General features: G+C 70.8%; 20 protein-coding genes. 10 read left to right on the top strand and 10 right to left on the bottom strand.

All coding sequences use genetic code 11. The features are described from left to right. Window positions 1-51: 51 nt before the first annotated feature. Window positions 52-942, top strand: coding sequence for a patatin-like phospholipase family protein (locus OZ403_RS09870; RefSeq protein ID WP_140789107.1), 891 nt, complete (start codon window positions 52-54; stop codon window positions 940-942). 3 nt (window positions 943-945) lie between these two features. On the opposite strand, the gene OZ403_RS09865 is transcribed toward OZ403_RS09870, so the two are convergent. Next, window positions 946-1,656, bottom strand: coding sequence for a hypothetical protein (locus OZ403_RS09865; protein ID WP_268784037.1), 711 nt, complete (start codon window positions 1,654-1,656; stop codon window positions 946-948). Window positions 1,657-1,948: 292 nt separating this feature from the next. Here OZ403_RS09865 and OZ403_RS09860 point away from each other — a divergent pair, with 292 nt between their 5' ends. Continuing rightward, entirely contained in the window at window positions 1,949-3,562 is a 1,614-nt protein-coding gene (locus OZ403_RS09860; protein WP_268784036.1) for a S8 family peptidase, read from the top strand. A 71-nt stretch (window positions 3,563-3,633) separates the two neighbouring features. On the opposite strand, the gene OZ403_RS09855 is transcribed toward OZ403_RS09860, so the two are convergent. From OZ403_RS09855 to OZ403_RS09845, 3 genes are all read right to left on the bottom strand, one after another. Further along, on the bottom strand, window positions 3,634-4,077 hold the full coding sequence (locus tag OZ403_RS09855; protein ID WP_090491930.1) for a CoA-binding protein: 444 nt from the start codon (window positions 4,075-4,077) through the stop codon (window positions 3,634-3,636). Beyond that, window positions 4,074-4,979: a hypothetical protein gene (locus tag OZ403_RS09850; RefSeq protein ID WP_328285516.1), complete on the bottom strand. Its 906-nt coding sequence runs from the start codon at window positions 4,977-4,979 to the stop codon at window positions 4,074-4,076. Before OZ403_RS09850 ends, OZ403_RS09855 begins: the two co-directional genes overlap by 4 nt. Window positions 4,980-5,057: 78 nt before the next feature. After that, window positions 5,058-5,378: a DUF2795 domain-containing protein gene (locus OZ403_RS09845; RefSeq protein ID WP_026114192.1), complete on the bottom strand. Its 321-nt coding sequence runs from the start codon at window positions 5,376-5,378 to the stop codon at window positions 5,058-5,060. 203 nt (window positions 5,379-5,581) lie between these two features. Between OZ403_RS09845 and OZ403_RS09840 the strand changes: the two genes are divergently transcribed. The 4 genes from OZ403_RS09840 to OZ403_RS09825 all read left to right on the top strand — a co-directional run bounded on the left by OZ403_RS09840 (window position 5,582) and on the right by OZ403_RS09825 (window position 8,919). Next, window positions 5,582-7,156 (top strand): YiiX/YebB-like N1pC/P60 family cysteine hydrolase, encoded by a 1,575-nt coding sequence (locus tag OZ403_RS09840; RefSeq protein WP_268784034.1) that lies wholly within the window; start codon window positions 5,582-5,584, stop codon window positions 7,154-7,156. A 7-nt stretch (window positions 7,157-7,163) separates the two neighbouring features. Then, window positions 7,164-7,439 (top strand): hypothetical protein, encoded by a 276-nt coding sequence (locus OZ403_RS09835; RefSeq protein ID WP_090491927.1) that lies wholly within the window; start codon window positions 7,164-7,166, stop codon window positions 7,437-7,439. Between the two features lie 84 nt (window positions 7,440-7,523). Further along, a complete protein-coding gene (locus OZ403_RS09830) occupies window positions 7,524-8,348 on the top strand; it encodes a SirB1 family protein (RefSeq protein ID WP_140789099.1) in 825 nt (274 codons plus the stop codon). A gap of 16 nt (window positions 8,349-8,364) precedes the next feature. Continuing rightward, window positions 8,365-8,919, top strand: a complete 555-nt coding sequence (locus OZ403_RS09825; protein WP_140789098.1) for an NUDIX hydrolase — start codon at window positions 8,365-8,367, stop codon at window positions 8,917-8,919. A 9-nt stretch (window positions 8,920-8,928) separates the two neighbouring features. Here OZ403_RS09825 and OZ403_RS09820 read toward each other — a convergent pair whose 3' ends face one another. The 4 genes from OZ403_RS09820 to trxB form a co-directional block, all read right to left on the bottom strand. Beyond that, complete coding sequence (locus tag OZ403_RS09820) at window positions 8,929-9,180, bottom strand: hypothetical protein (protein ID WP_268784033.1); 252 nt, start codon at window positions 9,178-9,180, stop codon at window positions 8,929-8,931. A 219-nt stretch (window positions 9,181-9,399) separates the two neighbouring features. Then, entirely contained in the window at window positions 9,400-9,894 is a 495-nt protein-coding gene (gene moaC, locus OZ403_RS09815) for a cyclic pyranopterin monophosphate synthase MoaC (protein WP_268784032.1), read from the bottom strand. Continuing rightward, window positions 9,891-11,075, bottom strand: a complete 1,185-nt coding sequence (locus OZ403_RS09810) for a trans-sulfuration enzyme family protein (protein WP_140789093.1) — start codon at window positions 11,073-11,075, stop codon at window positions 9,891-9,893. The genes moaC and OZ403_RS09810 overlap by 4 nt, the downstream gene beginning before the upstream one ends. Window positions 11,076-11,167: 92 nt before the next feature. After that, window positions 11,168-12,130 (bottom strand): thioredoxin-disulfide reductase, encoded by a 963-nt coding sequence (gene trxB / locus OZ403_RS09805; protein WP_140797729.1) that lies wholly within the window; start codon window positions 12,128-12,130, stop codon window positions 11,168-11,170. 72 nt (window positions 12,131-12,202) lie between these two features. On the opposite strand from trxB, the gene OZ403_RS09800 reads away from it, so the two are divergent. From OZ403_RS09800 to OZ403_RS09785, 4 genes are all read left to right on the top strand, one after another. Further along, window positions 12,203-12,661: a Crp/Fnr family transcriptional regulator gene (locus OZ403_RS09800; protein ID WP_140789089.1), complete on the top strand. Its 459-nt coding sequence runs from the start codon at window positions 12,203-12,205 to the stop codon at window positions 12,659-12,661. 157 nt (window positions 12,662-12,818) lie between these two features. Further along, window positions 12,819-13,589: a RadC family protein gene (gene radC, locus OZ403_RS09795; protein WP_140853548.1), complete on the top strand. Its 771-nt coding sequence runs from the start codon at window positions 12,819-12,821 to the stop codon at window positions 13,587-13,589. Continuing rightward, window positions 13,589-13,840: a DUF3006 family protein gene (locus OZ403_RS09790; RefSeq protein WP_140800643.1), complete on the top strand. Its 252-nt coding sequence runs from the start codon at window positions 13,589-13,591 to the stop codon at window positions 13,838-13,840. The genes radC and OZ403_RS09790 overlap by 1 nt, the downstream gene beginning before the upstream one ends. 46 nt (window positions 13,841-13,886) lie before the next feature. Continuing rightward, window positions 13,887-15,974, top strand: coding sequence for a RecQ family ATP-dependent DNA helicase (locus tag OZ403_RS09785; protein WP_140789085.1), 2,088 nt, complete (start codon window positions 13,887-13,889; stop codon window positions 15,972-15,974). A 13-nt stretch (window positions 15,975-15,987) separates the two neighbouring features. On the opposite strand, the gene OZ403_RS09780 is transcribed toward OZ403_RS09785, so the two are convergent. Continuing rightward, window positions 15,988-16,371 carry a hypothetical protein gene (locus OZ403_RS09780; RefSeq protein ID WP_268784031.1) on the bottom strand — a complete coding sequence of 128 codons (384 nt, stop codon included), beginning with the start codon at window positions 16,369-16,371 and terminating at the stop codon, window positions 15,988-15,990. Between the two features lies 1 nt (window position 16,372). After that, complete coding sequence (locus tag OZ403_RS09775) at window positions 16,373-20,098, bottom strand: tetratricopeptide repeat protein (RefSeq protein ID WP_268784030.1); 3,726 nt, start codon at window positions 20,096-20,098, stop codon at window positions 16,373-16,375. Window positions 20,099-20,156 lie beyond the last annotated feature (58 nt).

The raw sequence follows: 20,156 nt of genomic DNA, 5'->3' as shown, positions 1-20,156 counted from the left end.
CTCTAGACGCGACGCGTTGCCTGTGCCCCGACAGTCGCGTACAGGCGAAGCATGGCGACTCCCACCCACACCCCGACCCTTCACGAGCTGCTCGCCGGCAAGCGCTTCGGACTCGTCCTCTCCGCTGGATATTTCGGCTTCTACGGTCACGCTGGCTTCCTCAAGGGGCTGGCCGCCGCGGGCCTCAGTCCTCATGCGTACGCGGGCACGTCCGCGGGCGGCATGGTGGCGGCCTACGCCGCGGCGGGCACGCCGGTGCGTGACGTGGAGGAGCTGGTGCTGCGCCAGACGCGCGCCAACTTCTGGGACCCGGACCCCATTGGCGCGGTGCTCAACGCGGACGCGGCGGGGCACGGCCTGACGGGCCTGCTCAAGGGCGAGCGCTTCCGCAAGCTGCTGGACGCCACGCTGCCGGTGCGCACCTTCGAGGAGCTGCCGCACCCGCTGCTGCTGGTGGGCGCCAACCTCACGCTGGGCAGCCACGACGTGTTCACCTCGGGAGAGCTGGCCCCGCGCGTCCACGCGACGTGTGCCTACCCCGGCCTGTTCCGCGCGGTGCCCCTGGAGGGCAGCCTGTACTGGGACGGTGGCCTGGTGGACAAGGCGCCCGCGCTGTCGCTGCACGAGAGCGCGGTGGGCGCGGAGCTGGACGCCATCCTCGTGCACTACCTGCCCAGCAAGACGCGCAAGGTGGTGGGCGGCCCCATGGCGTACGCGCAGGGCCTGGCCGCGGGCTCGGCGGCGCTGCGGCAGGACCACTTCCGCCTCCAGCTCACCGTGCTGGAGCAGAAGCAGGTGCCCGTCTACGTCGTCGTCTCCAACCTGCCGCCCGTGTCCCCCACCACCATGGAGCGCGGCTTCGACGCCCTGGACCAGGCGAAGCTGGCCGCCGAGCGCGCCCTGGCACGGCCTCCGGTGCCCTTCGCGCAGGCGGAGTGGTGAGCCTCAGCGCAGCCACACCATGAGCAGCGCGGGCGTGGCGGCCACGAGCACGCCCGCCCCGAAGGCCAGCAGCACCTGGAGGAAGAAGAGGTCCTCCAGCGTCTCCACCAGCGTCATCTCCACGCGCTCGATGCCCAGCGTCTCCAGGTTCCGCACCGCGGTGGCGGTGTCCGGCGCGGAGACGACGGCGCGCAGCGCCAGCACGCCCAGGACGCGACGGGATTGCTCCATGAGGAAGCGCTCCACCTCCGCCATGCGTGAGGACGGCGTTTCGCTCCGGGACTGCTCGACCTGCCGCAGGTGCTCACTCATCGATTCGTCCACGACGCGCGACAACTCCTCGCGCGACAGTGAGCCCGAGCCTTGGAGCCGCCGCGCCACCTGCACCGTGACGGGCTTGAGCACGGCATAGACGCGGGCCACCACGCCCCGCGCCTTGGCCTCCTCGGCCAGCCGCCCCGACACCGCCTGCAGCATGAACGCGTAGCCGCCTGCCACCGACAGGGCCAGCGGCGGCAACACCGCGCTCAGAATGACGAGCCACGTGGGCGCGGGCGGAACGCCCAGCCACCGGGGCAACGCGTAGGTGGCCGCGCCCACCGCCAACCCCACCAGACCGAAGAGCGCTCCGCCCTTCAGCGCGCCCCAAAGCCCCACGCCCATCAACCGGAAGGCGACCAGCAGCCCCTGCCCCAACGCGCCTGCGACCCGCATCGACCGATGCTCCCAGGACGGAAGACCGCCCTTGTCCCCCGCCGCGGCGAAAAGCCGGTTCCAGGGTGGAGCCACAATTCCACGAGAGATGCCTCCGCGCCAGTGACGCACCCCGTCGACGCGGGCGCGCGTCTCCTCCAACAGGGCGCGCCGATGTCGGCTTCCGGACGGACGCGGACGTCGGCTCCTCATTTCACGACAGATCAGAAATGCAAGATATCCATGTGAACCAGTCCACTGAGCAAGTGGACCCGGGACACAGCCGTCCTCTCTTCCGATGTGGAGGCTGTCCATGACGATGTCGTCGCTCCTGTCGATGCGCCCCCTGCGGTACGCGATGCTGTCCCTGTCGGTGCTCGCCTTCGCCCCCACGGCGGTGGCCGCTCCGCCCGCGAAGTCACTGAAGCCACGCGCGCTTGTCGCCAAGCCCACCGGCCGCGAACTGGCCGCGGACACCTATGTGGAGCGCATCGTGGTGAAGTTCCACGAAGGCAGCCGGGTGCGCCTGCGCGACCAGCAACTGGTGGCCCTGACGTCGGACCGGGACGCCGCGGAGCGCTCGCTGCTGGCCAGACGAGGGCTGGGCGACGCGCGCCTGGAGGCTGACCTGGACCATGTGATGTCACTGCTGGAGCGCGCGCCCCGCATTGGCGCCATGGCCCGCCTGTTCGACGACGCCGAGTCCACGCTGGAGGCGCGCAAGGCCTCCGGGGAGCGGCAGAGCGGTGAGCAACTGGCGGACCTGAACCTGTACTTCGAAGTCCCCTTGATGCCGGGCACCACATCCGAGCGCGTGGCCGACCTGGTCGCCGCGCTCAACGCGCTGGACGGCGTCGAGGTGGCCTACGCCGAGCCGCCCCCCGAGCCGGCCATGGTGAACTTCGGCATGGACGCGGCGGTGCGCAGCCTGCTGGCCGCGGCGGACCTCCCACCCGTCACACCGCTCTACGAGAGCAACCAGGGATACCTCAACGCCGCGCCTGACGGCATCGACGCGAAGTACGCGTGGACGGTCCGTGGCGGCCAGGGGCAGAACGTGAAGGTGGTGGACATCGAGGGCGGGTGGCGCACCACGCACGAGGACATGCCCGACCTCTTCCACATGGGCGGCACCCAGTACACCGACCGGAGCTGGCGCGACCACGGCACGGCGGTGCTGGGTGAAATCGTGGGCGCGAGCAACGCCTATGGCGTGACGGGCATCGCGCACCAGGCCAAGGCGGGCTACGAGTCCATCGGGGCCCAGAGCACGGCGAGCGCCATCACCAAGGCGGCCACGGCCGCGGGTCTGGGTGGCATCGTCCTCATCGAGCTGCACGCCCGCGGCCCCTCGGACGGCACGGCGTGCTCGTGCAACACCTCCCAGTGCGACTACATCGCAATGGAGTACTGGCAGGCCAACTACGACGCCATCAAGACGGCCACCGCCAACGGCGTCATCGTCGTGGAAGCGGCGGGCAACGGCAGCGCCGACCTGGATGCGCCCGCGTACGGGAGCGTGTTCAACCGCAACACCCGGGACTCGGGGGCCATCTTCGTGGGTGGTAGTACGGCCACCACGCGCTTGCCCATGTGCTGGACGAACTTCGGCAACCGCGTGGACGTGCACGGCTGGGGTGAGCGCGTCTACAGCATGGGCTACGGCAACGTGTTCGGCGCCAGCCATGGCGAGGACCAGTTCTACACGTCCAGCTTCAGCGGCACCTCCAGCGCGTCCCCCATCGTGGTGGGCGCCGCCGCCAGCGCGCAGGGCGTGGCCCTGGCCAACGGGCGACGCCTGACCAGCACGCAGATGCGTTCGCTGCTGCGCGCCAACGGCACTCCGCAACCCGCGAACACGCGCCAGATTGGCCCGCTACCGGACCTGGCCAAGGTCCTGCCCAAGGTCATCGCGGGCGACTACTGAGCCGGATGCTCGGCACGCCCCCACCCTCCGCGTCAGGACGGATGGGGGTGCGTTTCCTGGCGGCGAAGTGACTACCGCCCGCCGTAGCGGCGGTGGTCCACCATCAGGCAGCGGTCCTGGACCACCTGGATGCCCGCCTTCGCCAGCTTCTCCGCGGCGGCGTCGTTGCGGATGCCGGACTGGAACCACACCGCCTTCGGCTTCTTGGCGATGAGCTCGTCCACGTGCCCGTCGATGTCCTGCGGCCTGCGGAAGACGTCCACCAGGTCCAGGTCGCCGGGCACGTCCGTCAGCCGCCGGAACACCGGCTTGCCCAGGATGTGCGTCACGTCCGGGTAGTAGACGGGCACGGGCACCACCTCCACGCCCGAGCGCGCCAGGTAGTCCGGCACGTAGTAGGCCGGCTGCCCTGACTGCTGCTCCGTCTTGATGCCCAGCACCGCCACCCGCCGGGCACTCTTCACCACGCGCTCCACACCCGCTTCGTCCTCGATGAGGTTCTGCTCCCAGCTCATCGCGCCTCCTCCTGGAGCCCCTCTGCCCGGGACTCCGTCGTGACAGTCCACGCTTCGCCCGCCACCGTCGCCCGCACCGTGAGTTGGCGGCTCACGGGCATGAAGCGCCCCCGGCCCACCAGCTGTTCTCCCTCGCAAGACACGCCCGGCGTCAACTCCGGCCGGCCCGCCATCACCCACGCCTCCGACAGCGCGTCCGGCGCATCCTCCGGCACCGCGTCCAGGCAGCGCAGGCCCAGCACCACCGCGTCTCCCAGCGGCGTGTCCCGCGTGCCCTGGACCGTGCGCTCCAGCACGTAGGCCACCTGGCTGTCCCCCACGGGCACCAGGTCCACCACCCAGCTCTGCTGGCCCTCCACGAGGTTGCGCTGGAAGAGGCCGGCGAACTTCACCTCCCACTCACGCCGCGCCCGCGTCTCCAGGGCCTCGGGCTCGAAGAAGCGCTCCAGCACGCCCGCCTCCGTGCCCGCGGGCGCCACCTGGCGGAGCGCCTCCTGCGCGGCTTCGGGGGCCACCAGCTTCACGAAGGTGCCATCCGCTGCCAGCCACGCCTGCAGCGTGAAGCGCGCCAGCACGTCCGCCACGCCGGTGGGTACCTCCTGACCATTGCGCGTCAGGCGCGAGCGCGGCACCGCCTGCGCCAGCAGCCAGCCCCCTTCGGAGGGCGTGAAGCGCGTCTGCGTGGTCAGCTCCACTTCCTCTCGAAGGGTGTCACCCCGCCGCTCCACCGAACGCACGCTGCGCTGCGTCTCCGTGAGCACGCGGTCCACGGGGGGCTGGAAGTCCAGTCGCACCGACGCCGGCCGCGGCTCCGAAGGCGACACGGAAAGCGGCGCCTTGTGGCTGCAGGCAGTGGCGGTCAGTGACAGGAGAAGACTGGACGTCAAGGGGCCGGGACGCATGCGCGGTCGCACGCTGGCAGAAAGCGCCCGCGCCCGCGAGCGCTTCCACCAGGCCTCCCCTCCCCAACGCCCACCGGTTCACGGATGACGCGTCTGGCCGTCCGGTGCATCCTCCACCGCGTCCCGCCCGATGTTGCGGCGGTCCCGGTTCACCCCGTCATCGTCGTCCCTCGAGCCCCCCAGGGCGGAGCGACGGGACGCCTCGGAGAGGTCCCGCTGCACGGCCTCGCGGGTGGCGTACTCGCGGCGCGGCAGGCACTTGAAGAGGTTGATGACGTCGGGGGGGGCGCCTGCGTCAGCGGCAGCCGCCGCCAGTTGCTCCCGTTCGACGGGGTACTCCACCGCGTCGAGGTGCGGGGTGATGGAGAGCGCTGGATCCTCCGCGAGTCCATAAGCCATCGTCTGTCTGCCTTTCTGCCGGGGCGCGCTGGCCCCGGCACCGGTGCGTTCGTGTGCAATGACAACGTGGGGATGGCCGGGGCGCGGGACCACCCGGGGCGCCCCCGTCCCAGCCCCTGTCCAGCCAGGGGGACAGCCGCCCTGGCCCCTTCCCGGCTAAGGTGTCGGCCCGCGACGCCTTCCTCGCAGGAGTCCCACACCCCATGTCCGCCGCGCCCCTGCTGCTTGCCTGGCTCACGCTCGCCAGTACGCCCGCCGCCGCCCCGCCGCCCGTCCATGACGTCTTCGCCCTGGACGAAGCGGCCTTCGTCGCCCAGGCCCAGACCGACCTCGCGCTGTTGGAGCGCCACGTCCGGGGCCTGCGCGGGCTACAGGAGGCCGTGAAGCAGTCGCGCGCCGTGTACCTGCAGAAGCAGAGCGTGCCGTACACGCCGGACCAGAAGCAGCTGCTGCTCAGCACCTGGGCGGCCTTCTTCGACTACTTCGTGTCCGTGGAGGTCATCCGCCAGCGCTACTGGGACTTCGTGAAGGTGCCCGCCCACGCACATCCGAAGAAGCACGCCTGGGGCTTCCTCCTCACCCACGGCGCGCTCACCACGGAGCTGGCCCACGGCCTCACCTACGCGGAGCTCACCCTGGGCAAGAAGCAGCTCGAGGTGCTGCTGGACGAGCCCGCGCCCGAGTACGGCCTGCCCGCGCGCGCCTTCGCCCGGTTCAAGGACAAGGCCATCCACGTCTCCACCAGCACGCAGCTGCTCACGGGGGATGGATACAAGGAACAGCTCCGCCCGCTGCTGGTGAAGGCCGGCGCGCTGGACGCCCCGCGCGTGCCCTGGCTGCTGCAGGAGATGAAGCACAACAGCAAGGTGGCGAAGGGACTGCTCACCCGGCGCGGCGCCACGCTCTTCGCCAAGGCCACGGTGGACCTGACGGCGGACACCGCGCAGCGCGCCTTCTTCCCCGTGCAGCGCGCGGTGGCCGAATGGATGGGCGACACCCGCGTGCGCCGCGTGGGCCAGCCGCTCATCTCCCGCGAGCAGGCCCTGTCCCTGCTGGAGAAGATGGAGCCCGGCGACATCGTGGTGGCCCGGCAGAACTGGTACCTCTCCAACATCGGCCTGCCGGGATTCTGGCCACACGCGGAGCTCTTCATCGGCACGCCCGCCCAGCTTGGCGCGTACTTCGACGAGGACTCGGACGTGAAGGACTGGGTGGCCACCCTTCCCGGCGCACCGGGCTCGCTCACCCAGCACCTGGCGCGCGCCTTCCCCGCCAAGTGGGCCGAGTACAGCGGCAACGACGCGCACGGCGACCCCATGCGCATCATCGAATCCATCAGCGAAGGCGTGTCCTTCACCGGCCTGGAGCACGGCATGCGAGTGGACTACCTGGGCGTCATGCGCCCGCGCCTGTCCCGCCTGGAGAAGGCTCGCGCCATCGTGCGCGCCTTCACCTTCCAGGGCCGCCCGTATGACTTCGACTTCGACTTCTTCTCCGACCAGACGCTCGTGTGCACGGAGCTGGTGTGGAAGTCCTACGCTCCCGCGGGCGACATGGCGGGCCTGCGCATCCCCCTGGTCAGCGTGGCTGGCCGCCGCACCCTGCCCGCCAACGAGCTGGTCCGCCTCTTCGACGCGGAATACGGACGCGAGGACCGGCAGCTGGACTTCGTGGCCTTCCTGGACGGCCGGGAGGCGGAAGGCAACGCCAGGGAGGCGGACGCCACCGCTTTCCGTTACAGCTACCGCCGTGCCAAGTGGGACATCGCCCAGGAGTAGACACACGATGACGGAGCAGATGGCCGAAGAGATGCTGCAGCTGTCCACCCAGCTCTTCGAGAAGATGATTTCCCAGCAGCAGGCCAAGGTGCTGCGCCTGGCCCGCGAGGCCGTGCCCAACATCTCCCCGGAGGAGGTGCGCAATTCCCACGATTTCCCGGAACTCAAGGAACATCCTACATTTGAGTTCGAGGATGGAATCCTGTCCGGGCTGATTGCGGCCCAGATTGCCCTGCGGGCGGAAATCAAGGGACGGCTGCCGCTTGAACCTCCAGCATTCTGACGCTCGGCCGCCTGCCTTTGCCGTCCGGGCCCTCGTGGGTTACTGGTTCTCGCCGTGAGCATTCCCTCTGGATTCAGCCCACCGTTGGCGCGAGAGCGTCTGGTGTCGGCCCTGGCCGCGGAGCCCCCGCGGCTGGACCTGGCGGCGCTGGCCATCGCCACGCTGGACAAGCCCCTGCTGGACGCCCCGGGGTGCCTGCACATGCTGGACGTGCTCGCGTGCCGGGTCCAGGTGGAGGCGGAGCGGCTGAGCGAGAAGGGCGAAGTCCTGGCGCCGCTGCGCGCCTTGCGCCACGTGCTGGCGGACATCGAGGGCTTCCGCGGCAACGAGGACGACTACCACTCCCCGGAGAACAGCTTCCTGGACCAGGTGCTGGAGCGGAAGCTGGGGCTGCCGATTACGTTGTCCGTCGTCTATCTGGAGGTCGCGCGTCGCGCGGGCATCCCCCTGTACGGCGTCCCCTTCCCCGGCCACTTCCTGGTGGCGCACGACGCGGGGGACCACAAGCTGCTCATGGACCCGTTCCATCAAGGGGACATCCTCACCGAGCACGGCTGCGAGGAGCTGCTCAAGCGCGTGGCGCCGCAGCTCAAGTTCGACCGCAACATGCTGGCGCCCGCGCCGGTGGAGCTCATTACATACCGGATGCTGTCCAACCTGCGGCGCGTGTACCTGGGCCGAGAGGACTGTGAGCGCGGGCTGGCGGTGGTGGACCTGCTGCTGCTCCTGGCGCCGGACCACCCGGGCGAGCTGCGCACCCGTGCCGCGCTGCTCAGCAGCCTGGGTGCCTACCGCGCGGCGCTGAAGGACGTGGAGCGCTGCCTGGAGCTTTCGCCCGAGGCCCCCGACCGCGACCGGCTGGAGATGACGGCCCGCGAGCTGCGGGAGCGCGCCGCGCTGCTCAACTGACGGGAAGGACTTTCACGTGGCTCGAGAGGTGAAGCCCTGGCGCCGACTGCGGCGAGGGCTGGAGCATGACTTCAGCGTCGCCCGGGTGCGCGAGGACTGGTGGGCGGACCCGCGCACGGGCCACGAACACCCACGCGTGCGCGTCGACTGCGCGGACTGGGTGAACGTCATCGCGGTGACGCCGGACGCGCAGCTCGTGCTGGTGCGGCAGTTCCGCTTCGGCGTCGAGGCATCCACACTGGAGCTCCCCGGTGGAATCGTGGAGCCGGGTGAAGCGCCGGAGCGGGCCGCGGCGCGCGAGCTGGAAGAGGAGACGGGCTACGTGCCGGGCCGAATGGTGCCGGTGGGCCAGGTGCACCCCAACCCCGCGTTCCAGGGCAACGTGTGCTTCAACTTCCTCGCGCTCGACTGCGTGAAGCGGCACGAGGGGCGGCAGGACGCGGGCGAGGACATCGCCGTGGAGCTGCACCCGCGCGCCGACCTGCCGCGCCTCATCTTGGAAGGACACATCTCCCACTCGCTGGTGGTGGCGGCCTTCTTCCAGGAGCGCCTGCTCAGCGAGTCGAAGTAGGCCCGTGCATCAGGGACGCGAGCAGCCGCAGCCGCATGCGTCGAAGAAGGGCGACTCGCCCCGGGCGCAGACGAAGAAGACGACCTGGCACTCCTTCCTGTCCTCGGACACGTAGCGGCGCTGGGCCGCCTGTGCGTCGCAGGCGGCTCGGTCCGCCACGGGCTGCGACACGTCGGCCGCGGCGCCCTCTTCCGTGAGCGCACCGCAGCCCGCGGCCCCCAGGGCCGTCAGCAGCGTCAGAACGCCCCGCAAGTCGAACACCCGTCACCTCTCGAACCGGCGCATGTCCTTCGCGCCCGCATGGCCTGAAGTGCAACGTGGGGGCCTTCCCCGCGCACCGGGAGCCCCCTCGGGGACAAGCGTGCCCTGGGCGTGGACGGCGTCACATTCGCGGCGTGTGGAGACGGACAGAAGGCGGGGCTTGAGCCCGCCTGTGTCCGCCAACGCACGGGCACTTCGGCTTCGGGGGAGGCCCCCCCTTCAGCGGGCCTTCTTCGCGCGCGTCCGACGTCGCGGCGCAGCCGCCTCAGCCGGCGTGGCCTCCTCCCGCCGCCACGTGCCGGAGCGCCCACCGGACTTTTGCTCCAATTGCACCGCGTCCAGCACCATGCCGCGGTCCACGCTCTTGCACATGTCATAGACGGTCAGCGCCGCCGCGCAGGCCGCGGTGAGCGCCTCCATCTCCACGCCGGTGCGGTCCACCGTCTTCACCTGCACGCGGACCCGGAGCCCCGCGTCCTCCGGCGCCAGCGTCACCTCCACGCCCGAGAGCGCGATGGGGTGACAGAGCGGAACGAAGTCCGGCGTGCGCTTGGCGGCCATGATGCCGGCGAGCCTCGCCGCGGCCAGCACGTCCCCCTTCTCCACCTTCCCCGCCAGGATGCGCTCGCGCGTGTCGGGCAACATCCGCAGCAGCGCGGTGGCCACGGCCACGCGGCCCGTCTTCGGCTTCCCCCCCACGTCCACCATCTTCATCGGCGCACCCCCTGGGCCACCGCGGCGAGCAGGTCATCCACGATGTCGTCCGGGTCCTCCAACCCCACGGAGACGCGGATGAGATTCTCCCGGATGCCCGCGGCCTCCCGCTCCTCCGGTGTGAACCGGCGCGCGCTGGCGCTGGCCGCGTGCATCACCAGCGTGCACACGTCCCCCAGTGAAGGACCGGGCCGTCCCACCTTCAGCGCCTCCAGGAAGCGCATGCACTCCGGCCGCCCCGCGCCCTTGATTTCAAAGGCCACCATGGGGCCGCCGCCCAGCAGCAGCTCCTGCGCGGTGGCGTGGTCCGGGTGCGAAGCCAACCCCGGGTAGATGACCCGCTCCAGCAAAGGCGACTCCGCGAGGCGCCGCGCCACGTGCGCCGCGTGCTCGACATGCGCCTTCATGCGGACCGGCAGCGTCCGCAGTCCGCGCAAGGTGAGCCACGCCTCGAAGGGCCCCAGCACGTCACCCGCCAGCACCCGCGCGGCGCGCAGCGGCGCCATCCGCTCACGTGAGGCGCTCACCGTTCCGCCCAGCGCGTCGCTGTGCCCGTTGAGCCACTTGCTGGTGGACTGCACCGCGTAGTCCGCGCCCAGCGCCAACGCGCGCTGTCCCACGGGCGACGGGAAGGTGCCATCCACCACGAACGTCGCGCCCACGTCCTGGCAGGCCCGCGCCAGCACGCGCAGGTCGGGCACGCGCAGCAGCGGGTTGGAGATGCTCTCCGCCAGCACCATGCGCGGCTTCAGCTCACGGATGCGCCCGGGCACCTCGGGGTCCGTCATCAGGAACGCGTGCAGCTCCACGCCCAGCGTGGCGCACAGACTCTTGTACAGCGCGCGCGTGACGCCGTAGCCATCCGCCGGCATCACCAGCGTGTCCCCCGCCCGGAAGCCCTGGGCCTCGAAGACGGAGCGCAGCGCGGCCATGCCGCTGGCGTAGGCCACGCAGGCCTCGGCGCCTTCCAGCGCGGCCACCGCCTCCTCCAGCAGCGTCGTGTTGGGCGCGCTGATGCGGGCGTACGCGTAGTCCTTCCCGTCCAGGGCGCTGTCCAGGTCATCGCTGCTGTCGAACCAGTTCACCGCCGCCGGGTAGATGGGCGGCGACACCGGCACCGCCTTGCTTCCAGCCAGCCGCGTCCCGGCGTGCACCGCCACCGTCTTCTGCTTCGAGCTCATGGGGATTGCTGCGTCCTTCGCGGGAAGGGAAAAGCCGGCCCCGGGAAGGGGCCGGCCTGGGAATGCTCAGCGGAGCCGCGCGGGCGGGTGGACTACTCGCCGTGCTCGATGAGCCAGCGCTCCGCGTCGATGGCGGCCATGCAGCCCGTGCCCGCCGCGGTGATGGCCTGGCGGTAGTAGTGGTCCTGCACGTCACCACAGGCGAACACACCCTCGATGTTGGTGCGCGTGGAGCCCGGCACCGTCTTGAGGTAGCCACCCTGGTGCGTCTCCAGCACGCCCTGGAACAGTTCCGTGTTGGGCGTGTGGCCAATGGCCACGAACAAGCCGGTCGCCTTCACCTGATGGCTGTCGCCCGTCTTCAGGTTGCGCACCACCGCGCCATTCATCCCCTTCGCGTCGCCGAGGACCTCCTCCACCGCGGAGTCCCACATGAAGGAGATCTTCGGATTCTGGCGGGCGCGCTCCTGCATCACCTTGGAGGCGCGCAGCGTGTCGCGGCGGTGGATGAGGGTGACGTGGTTGACGATTTTCGCCAGGTACGTCGCCTCTTCCATCGCCGTGTCACCGCCGCCCACCACCAGCACGTCCTGCTTCTTGAAGAAGGCACCGTCGCAGGTGGCGCACGCGGAGACGCCGCGGTTCTTGTAGGTGTCCTCGCCCTTGACGCCCAGCCACTTGGCGGTGGCGCCGGTGGAGATGATGACCGTCTCCGAGCGGCAGCTGACGCTCTCCCCCTGGATGAGGAAGGGGCGCTGGGAGAAGTCCACCTTCACCACGTTCTCCATGTGGATGGTGGTGCCAAACCGCTCCGCCTGCTTCTGGAAACGCTCCATCAACTCCGGGCCGGTGATGGCCTCCGGAAAGCCCGGGTAGTTCTCCACGTCGGTGGTCACCATGAGCTGGCCACCCGGCACACGCTGCGGATGCTCCAGGGTGGGGCCCCCGGCGAACACCACCGGCTGCAGGTTGGCGCGCGCGGCGTAGATGGCCGCGGTGTAGCCCGCGGGCCCCGAGCCGATGATGGTCACCTTGTTGATCTTCTCCTCCACCACGACTCCTCCCAAATCTCGTTGATGGCCCCAAGGTACCAGAGCGCCTCGGGCGCGTGATACGAAGCTGGCCTCATGGATGCCGCCGTCCTCAAGAAGGTTGCGCTGTTCGAGGGTTTGACCCAGGGACAGCTCGCCAAGGTCGCCCAGATTGGCCACTCCCGGACCTACCCGGCGGGCGCCTTTCTGTTCCGTGAGGGGGAAACCGGCCAGGAGATGTTCGTAATCGCCGAGGGCAAGGTCCGCATCTCCAAGTCGGTGCCCGGCATCGGCGAGGAGGCGCTCGCCATCCTGGAGCCCGGCCAGTATTTCGGTGAGATGGCGGTCATCGAGGATTCGCCGCGCTCGGCGGACGCCATCGCCCACGTGAGTTGCGCCGTCTGGGTCATCGAGCGCTCCCGGTTGGACCAGCTGATGTTCACCGACAAGGACCTGGCGTACGTGCTGCTCTGGACGTTCGTCCGCACGCTGAGCGAACGGCTCCGCGAGACGAACGAGAAGATCAAGGGCTTCTTCGCCCTCTCCCGCTTCTGACAGTCCGTCTCAGCCCCCGAGAAGCCAGCTGGTGCAGGGATGTCCGTCCGGCATCCGAGCCCCTTCCCACGTGTCGGGACGGGTACGCACCCCACTCCCCAGGTAGCACAAGCAGGCACACGGGTTGCTTTGTCCCCGCCCCGTGGAGGGCGGCGGGATGGAGCAGGCGGCGGCGGGAGCGGCGTGGGCGGGCGAAGGGTCGGTGAGGGCGCGAGGGGTGGGAGGCGCGGAGGAGTCACGGGAGCGCCTCTTCCGGTTGGGGGCGGCGGCACTCACCGACCCGGAGCTGTTGTGCTTGGTGTGGAGCTCCGGGCCTCGCGCGCCTGGAGCGTGGGCGGTGGCGGGGGCACTGCTGTCGGAGGGCGGCGGGCTGAAGGGGCTGGTGCAGCAGGAGCCCCTGGCGCTGAGTCTGCGGCCCGGCGTGGGGCCTGTCCGGGCGGCGCAGGCACTGGCCGCGCTGGAGCTGGGCCGCCGCTCGCAGCGTGCCCGGGAGCGCAGGCCCAGGCTGCGCACGCCGAAGGAGATTGCCGCGTACCTGGCGCCGGTGCTGGGGGCGCTGCGGCGCGAGGTGTTCCACGTCCTGTGCTTCAACGCGCGCAACGTGTTGGTGCATGACGCGCGCGTGGCGGAGGGCACCATGAACACCTGCCCGGTGGACCCGCGGGAGGTGTTCGCCGCGGCGCTCACCTCGCGCGCCACGTCCATCGTGCTGGCGCACAACCACCCTTCGGGAGACCCGGAGCCCAGCGTCCAGGACCTGGGCCTGACGCGGCATCTGGTCGCGGGGGCGCAGCTGCTCAACATCAAGGTGCTGGACCACGTGGTGATGGGAGACGGCGGCTACGTGTCGATGCTGGAGCGCGGGCTGATGCCGGACGAAGCACAGGAGAAGCGGCGGGCGTGGAGCGCGAATGGAGGCGGCGGATGATGGTGAGCATGGTGGGGCTGTGGGGAGCGGTGCAGGTGGAGCTGCTGGAGGACGTCCGGGCGCAAGTGGTGCGGCTGGACACCGGACAGGCATGCACGGTGGAGCGCGCGTCGTTGCCCACGGGCGTGCGCGAGGGTGACGTCGTGGTGGATGGCCGGCTGGAGCCAGGGCAAACGGAGGCGCGGCGGCAGGACGTCGCGCGGATACGAGCGCGGCTGGCTGTTCCGGTTCCACCAGGGTTCGACCTGTGAGTGGAGGCCGCGCGCCGGCCTCGTTTCCGTTGACGGCTGGACCAGGATGATGAACATGCGCGCGATGCCGGTGGACCTGCCCTACCTCGAGGAAGCACAGCAGGGGCTGGTCCGCCACTTCGGCCTGTCCCAGTTCCGGCCGGGGCAGGACCAGGTCATCTCCTCCGTCTTGAGCGGCCGCAACACGGTGGTGGTGATGCCCACCGGCGCGGGCAAGAGCCTGTGTTACCAGCTGCCCGCCACGCTGCTGCCGGGGCTGACACTGGTGGTGTCGCCGCTGATTGCCCTGATGAAGGACCAGGTGGAGCAGCTCACCGCGCGGGGCATCCCGGCGACCTTCATCAACTCATCGCTGTCCGACCTGGAGCGCGCGGAGCGGATGCGCAAGCTGCGCGCGCGTGAGTACAAGCTGCTCTACGTGGCGCCCGAGCGCTTCCGCAGCCAGAGCTTCCTGGAGACGGTGTCCGCGCTGGGCGTGGACCTGCTCGCCGTGGACGAGGCGCACTGCATCTCCCAGTGGGGGCACGACTTCAGGCCGGACTACGCGCTGCTCGGACAGGTGCGAAAGCGGCTGCGTCCGCCGCGCACGGTGGCGCTCACCGCCACGGCCACGCCGGAGGTCCGCGCGGACATCGTGCGCGTCCTGCTGATGAAGGACCCGCAGGAATTCGCCATGGGCTTTGACCGCCCCAACCTCTTCCTGGGCAAGCAGGAGGTGGGCGGCGACGCGGACCGGCACGAGGCCTGCGCACGGCTGGCGTCCACGGGCGGGAGCGGCATCGTGTACTGCTCCACGCGGCGCGCGGCAGAAGACATCTTCTCCGAACTGCATGGGCGCGGGGTGAAGGCGGTGCTGTACCACGCGGGCATGGACGATGACGCCCGGCGCCGCGCCCAGGACACCTTCATGTCCGCGAAGGAAGCGGTGGCGGTGGCCACCAACGCCTTCGGCATGGGCATCGACAAGCCGGACATCCGCTTTGTCGGCCACGCCAACATCCCGCGGGCGGTGGAGGCGTACTACCAGGAGATTGGCCGCGCGGGCCGCGACGGACAGGCCGCGCGCGCGGTGCTGCTCTTCAACCACTCGGACGTCTTCACCCAGGAGCGGCTCATCCAGAGCAGCCACCCGGCCGAGGCCATCTTCGGGGACGTGTGGAACGTGCTCCAGTCAGTGGAGGAGTTCGAGCGAGGCGTGCACGCGCTCGCGGGCACGGTGAATGCCAGCGAGTTCGAGGTCTCCGCGGCGCTGCGCATCCTCGAACGCGAGGGCAAGGTGGAGCGTGGTGGCCGAGGCGAGGGCGAGCACGGCATCACCCTGCTGGAGAAGGCCACCTCGGCGCAGCCGCACTCGCCGGACGCACAGCGGCTGCTCAAGTCCTTGCTGGAGACGTTCCCCGTGGGCCGGCAGGTCACCACGGAGCTGCCCATCCTCGCGCGCCGCATCGGGCTGTCGGTGGACGAGGTCCGCCACGCGCTGGGCCTGTTGGAGAAGGCCCACGTGGTCAAGGTACGGCGCCCCTTCGCCGGGCGCTCCATCCGCGCGTTGGAGCGGGTGCCCTTCCGCGAGCTGGGGCTCGACCTGAGCCGCGTGCGGGAGCAGGAGCGGCAGAACCTGTCGCTGCTGCGGCGGATGACCGAGTACGCATATACGGACCGGGACAAGAAGTGCCGACGCTCGGCCATCCTCCGCTACTTCGGCCAGCGCGACACCAACACGTCGTGTGGCAACTGCGACGTGTGCACGCCGGAGAAGATGCCCACGCTGCTGGCCCACGGGCCGGCAGCGTCGCGCTCGCGTGGCACGGGCTCCGCGGCGGCGCCGGTGGTGACGAACTACAGCGAGCTGGCCTCCACGGAGCTGCGGCGCTGGCGCAAGGAACTGTCGAAGGACCTGGGCGTCGCCCCCTTCATCATCTTCAACGACGCCACGCTGCTGGGCCTGTCCGCGGCGCTGCCGGTGGACCGGGAGGGATTCCTCGCGGTGAAGGGCACCGGGGAGAGCCGCTGGGAGCGCTTTGGCCCCAAGGTGGTGGAAATCTGCCTGATGGCGCGCGCCGCGGGCCACGAGCCCCAGGCCGTGCCGGACGCCGCGGTGCGCGCGCGCAAGCCCACCATTCGTCGCCGGAGCTGAAGCCGCGGCCTCTTCAGGGGTGCCGGCGTCCGCCCTCGCGCAGGGAACGGCGCGCCAGCAGCGTCCGGACGCCGCCCATCACCGTGCCCACCACCATCGCGAGCAGGAAGATGACCACCATGGTGGTGATGCCGAACACGACGCGCACGCCCACCTCGGAGATGCGGCCGGAGAAGTAGGCCGCTCGCAAGGGCTCCATGGCCCCCGTCAGCTCCAGGGCCCGTGCCGGCAGCGAGTCCAGCGACAGCGACAGCCGCTGGAGGAAGCGCGAGGGGAAGTAGCGCAGGGCAATCTCCACCCCCAGCCCCAGCAGCAGGTAGATGAGCGACAGCAGGAACGCATTGCCCCACATGATGTGCAGCAGTGGGGAATCCGTCCGGGAGGAGAAATACCTCACGCTACCTCGCCGCCTTCTTCTTGAGGCTGGGCAGGGCCTTCTTCACCCGCGCGGCCTCATTCGAGCCACCGGCCAGCTTCAGGAACGCCTCGTAGGACTCCACGGCTCGCGGCAGTTCACCGGGCTCGCGCACCAACGCATCCGCGAGCGCCAGGCGCGCCAGGCCGTCCGCGGGCTCCAGCTCCACGGCCTTCTCCAGCGCGGCCCGGGCCACGTCCTCCTGCTTCTGCTTGAGCGCCACCATTCCCAGTGCAAGCTGGGCGCGCCCATCGAAAGGCGCCAGGCGCACGGCCTCATCCGCCGCGGTACGGGCATCCTTCACGGCCCCCGCCCCCAGCAGCGCGCGCGCCATGGTGGCCTGTGCGAAGGCCTTGTCCCAGACAGTCGGCGCCCTGGCCGCCAGGTCCTTGAGCGTCCGAGCGGCGCCACGCCCACCGCCCGGCAACTGCGCGTACAGCTCTCCCACCCGGCCACAGGTGGCGTCGGGCCCTTCTCGCCGGGCCGCGGCGAAGGCCGCCTCCGCGTTGCCACTGTTGCCCTGGCGCATGAAGGCGAGGGCAATCTCACAGAACGTGCCCGCGTCCTTCGGGTCCAGCTTGTTGGCGCGCTCCAGCGCGGAGAAGCCGCCCCGCGCGTCTCCCGCGCCGAAGAGGATGGCCGCGCGAAGCTTGTGCGCCTCGGCGTCATCCGACACCAGCTTCACCGAGCGCTGCACCGCGCCCTCCGCGTCCTTGCGGCGGCCAGAGTGGAACAGCGCCAGCGCGAAGCCCTTGTGCGCGGCCGCGCTCCCCGGGTTCTCCAGCTGCCACGCCTCGAACTGCTTGAGCGCGTCCGGCGTCCGCCCCAGGGCCAGTAGCGTGCGCCCCAGCGCGTCCCGGGCCTCGCCGTGCGCGCCGTTGCGCTCCACCGCCTGCGTCAGCGGCTTGAGGGCCATGTCGGGCAGCCCACGCGACAACATCAACCGCCCCAACGAGCACGCGGCCTCATAGTCACGCGGGTCCTTCTGGGCCTCCTCGAACAAGACCTGCGCCTTGTCGTAGGCCCGCTCGCGCCAGTAGAGCTGCCCCAGCGCCAGCCGCATGTCGTTGCGGGGCCGCTTCGCCGCGTGCAGGGCCTTCTCCAGCAGCTCCCGCGCCTGGGCGCCGTTGCCCTCGGCTGCGTCCGCCAGGGCCAGCCAGGAGACGGCCTCCGGGGGATACCGGTCATTCACACGCGTGCGCGCCAGCTCCGCGCGGGCCTTCTTCCAGTCTCCCAGGCGCGCATACGCGGCGCCGCGCACCAGGGCCACCTTGCGGCCCCCGTCGGCCTCCAGACGGGTGAGGACTTCGCGCTCCCGGTCGCGGTCCAGCAGCGTGCGGCCCAGCCCCTCGCGGGCCTCTTCGCTCTTGGGCCGCAGCTTGAGCGCGGCCTCGTAGGCGGCCTGCGCCGCGTCCAGCGTCCCGGCCGCACGACTGGCGGCGCCGAGCGCGAGCTGGAACTCGAAGGCCAGGGGGCCCTGGGTGCCCTTGGAGAGCAGCGCGCGGGCCTCGGCATGCTTGCCCTGAGCGGACAGCAGCTCGCCATGCACCAGCTGCTGGCGCGCCTTCAACGCCGCAGGAAGCTTCGGGTCCTCCGCGAGCCGCGCCACGTCCGCCAGCGCGGCATCCAGGTCCTGGTACAGCGCGAGCCGAGCCTCCGCCTGGCCGATGCGGGCCGAGGGGTGCTCGGGGGATTTCTTGCGCGCACGCTCGTACATCTCGATGGCCTGCGGAAAGTCCTCGGAAGCCTTGTAGTAATCACCCAGGGCCACCAGCGCGCGGACGTTGGCGCCAGAGGCACGAAGCGCGCGGTCAAAGCGCTCGAGCGCCTGCTTCTCGTCCTTCGCCTCCAGCAGCAGGCTGCCAGCGAGCGCGTGGACCTCGGTGCTGTCCTGCTGCGAGCCCAGCAGCGCGCTCCGCGCCAGGGCACGTCCGCGCTCGTCCGCCACCAGCACGTTGGTAACCAGCACCTGCGCGGGGGCCGCGTCCTTCACGCCCGGCCGCTCCAGCGCTTCCAGTGCCTGGCGTCGGTCCTCGGAGGCCTGCCCATGGTCCGCGTAGCGCAGCGCGTGCGCCCAGGCCGTCAGCGCCCAGGCCCGGCTGCTGCTTTCGTCCATGTCCCGCGCCTTCTCGAGCTGCGCCAGCGCGGCATCCAGCGAGGCCCCAGTGTCCTGGATGATGAGGTCCTCGGCCCGGGCCAGCGTCTCGCTCAGCGTCTGTCCGCCCTGGCTCGCGCGGATGTTGACGAAGCTGAAGACGACGATGGCCAGCACCACCACGCCCACCACGGCCCCAGCGACCTTCACGCCATGCCGGGCGATGAACGACGTCTTCGCCGCCTCACGCGCCAGCTTCGCCCGCAGTTCCTTCTCGTACTCGGCGGTGAGCGCTTCGGTGTCCGGCTTGCGCGCCTTGGCCTTCGCGGCGGTGGCCGCGGGTGCGGGCGCCGCGTCCGGGATCTCCTCCAGCAAGGAGCGCTTGCCCCCAGAGCCTCGCGGCGTCGCGGGCGTGCTCGCCACGACGGGCCTCGACGCCGTCGGCTCGGGAGGAGGAAGGTCGCCCAGGAGACCACCCGCGACAGAGGCCCCGGCGTCCTCGGCCGGAGCGGCCCCGGCCTGCTGTTCATCCACGTCACCGCTCGCCTCGGGCTCCGAGGCCGCGGCAGTCTCCTCCGCGACGGACACCTGTTGCGTCGGCGGGTCCGCGACAGCGCCGGAGTCCTGCTCGGCGTCAGCGCGTTGCTCGAACGCGGAGTCCTCCGAGGGCGCTTGGGTCACGGAAGCCGCTTCATCCACGCCACGCGGAGGGGCGTCGTCGTCATCACCCAGCCCCAGGTCCAGGCTCGGAAGCTCCGCGCCCAGGACTGACGACACCGGCACCGGCCGGTTCAACAGGCCCAGCGAGGCGCTCGCGTCACGGCCCCCGTCAGCACCGTCCCGCGGAGCCGCGTCACCCGAAGGGACTGCCGCTCCACCCTGCTCCGCCGCGCCAACGTCCGAGCCCGCCTGAGCGTTCCCTTCCGCGTCCGCGTTCGTGCGTCCCTGCTCCGAGTCCTTCGCGGAGGCTTCGGATGCCACATCCGCGCGAGCCGCCGCCGGGGCGTCTCCCGCCGGCACCGCACCGGCGCTCGCAGGCTTCAGCTTCGCCGCATCCCCCAGCGCGGCGGCGCGCAGCCGGGCAGCGGCCATGGGCGCCACCGTGGGGCTCGGAGCCTCGTCCTTCGACGCCTCCTCCGACGGCGCGTCCTCGTCCGACGAGGGCTTCTCCAGCCCCATCAGGTTCGCGAACACGGGAGCCGGTCCACCCGCGAACGCCTGCTCCGTCTGCTCCAGCCACTGCTTCACGCGGCCATCGTTCGGCTGCAGCGCCAGGGCCTTGCGAAGAATGGGAAGCGCGGACCGGTACAACCGGTGCTGGAGCAGCACCTCGCCAATCAGGTTGTAGGCGTAGGGGTTGTCCTTCTCGATGGAGATGGCCTGCTCGAACTGGTCCATCGCCTCGGCGGGCCGGCCCTGCTGAATGAGGGCCTTGCCCCACAGCACGCGCCCGACAACGGATGCTGGGTGGTGGGAGATGCCTTGCCCGCAGACCTCGATGGCACGCGCGGCGTCCCCCTTTTCCAGCAGGGCCTTGGCGAGTTCGACGAAAACGGAAGAGGTGGGGTCCTGCCGGAGGAGCTGCTCGTAACGCTCCACCATCGACTTGGCCATTGCGCTCGCGACTCCGGTGCTCGGGCGGGGAGCCGGACCATACCACCGCTCTCTCGTC

Origin of the sequence: Myxococcus sp. NMCA1 (assembly GCF_026810205.1) — a bacterium.
GTDB classification, from domain to species: domain Bacteria; phylum Myxococcota; class Myxococcia; order Myxococcales; family Myxococcaceae; genus Myxococcus; species Myxococcus xanthus_A.
This window is presented reverse-complemented; position numbering and strand designations above follow the sequence as displayed.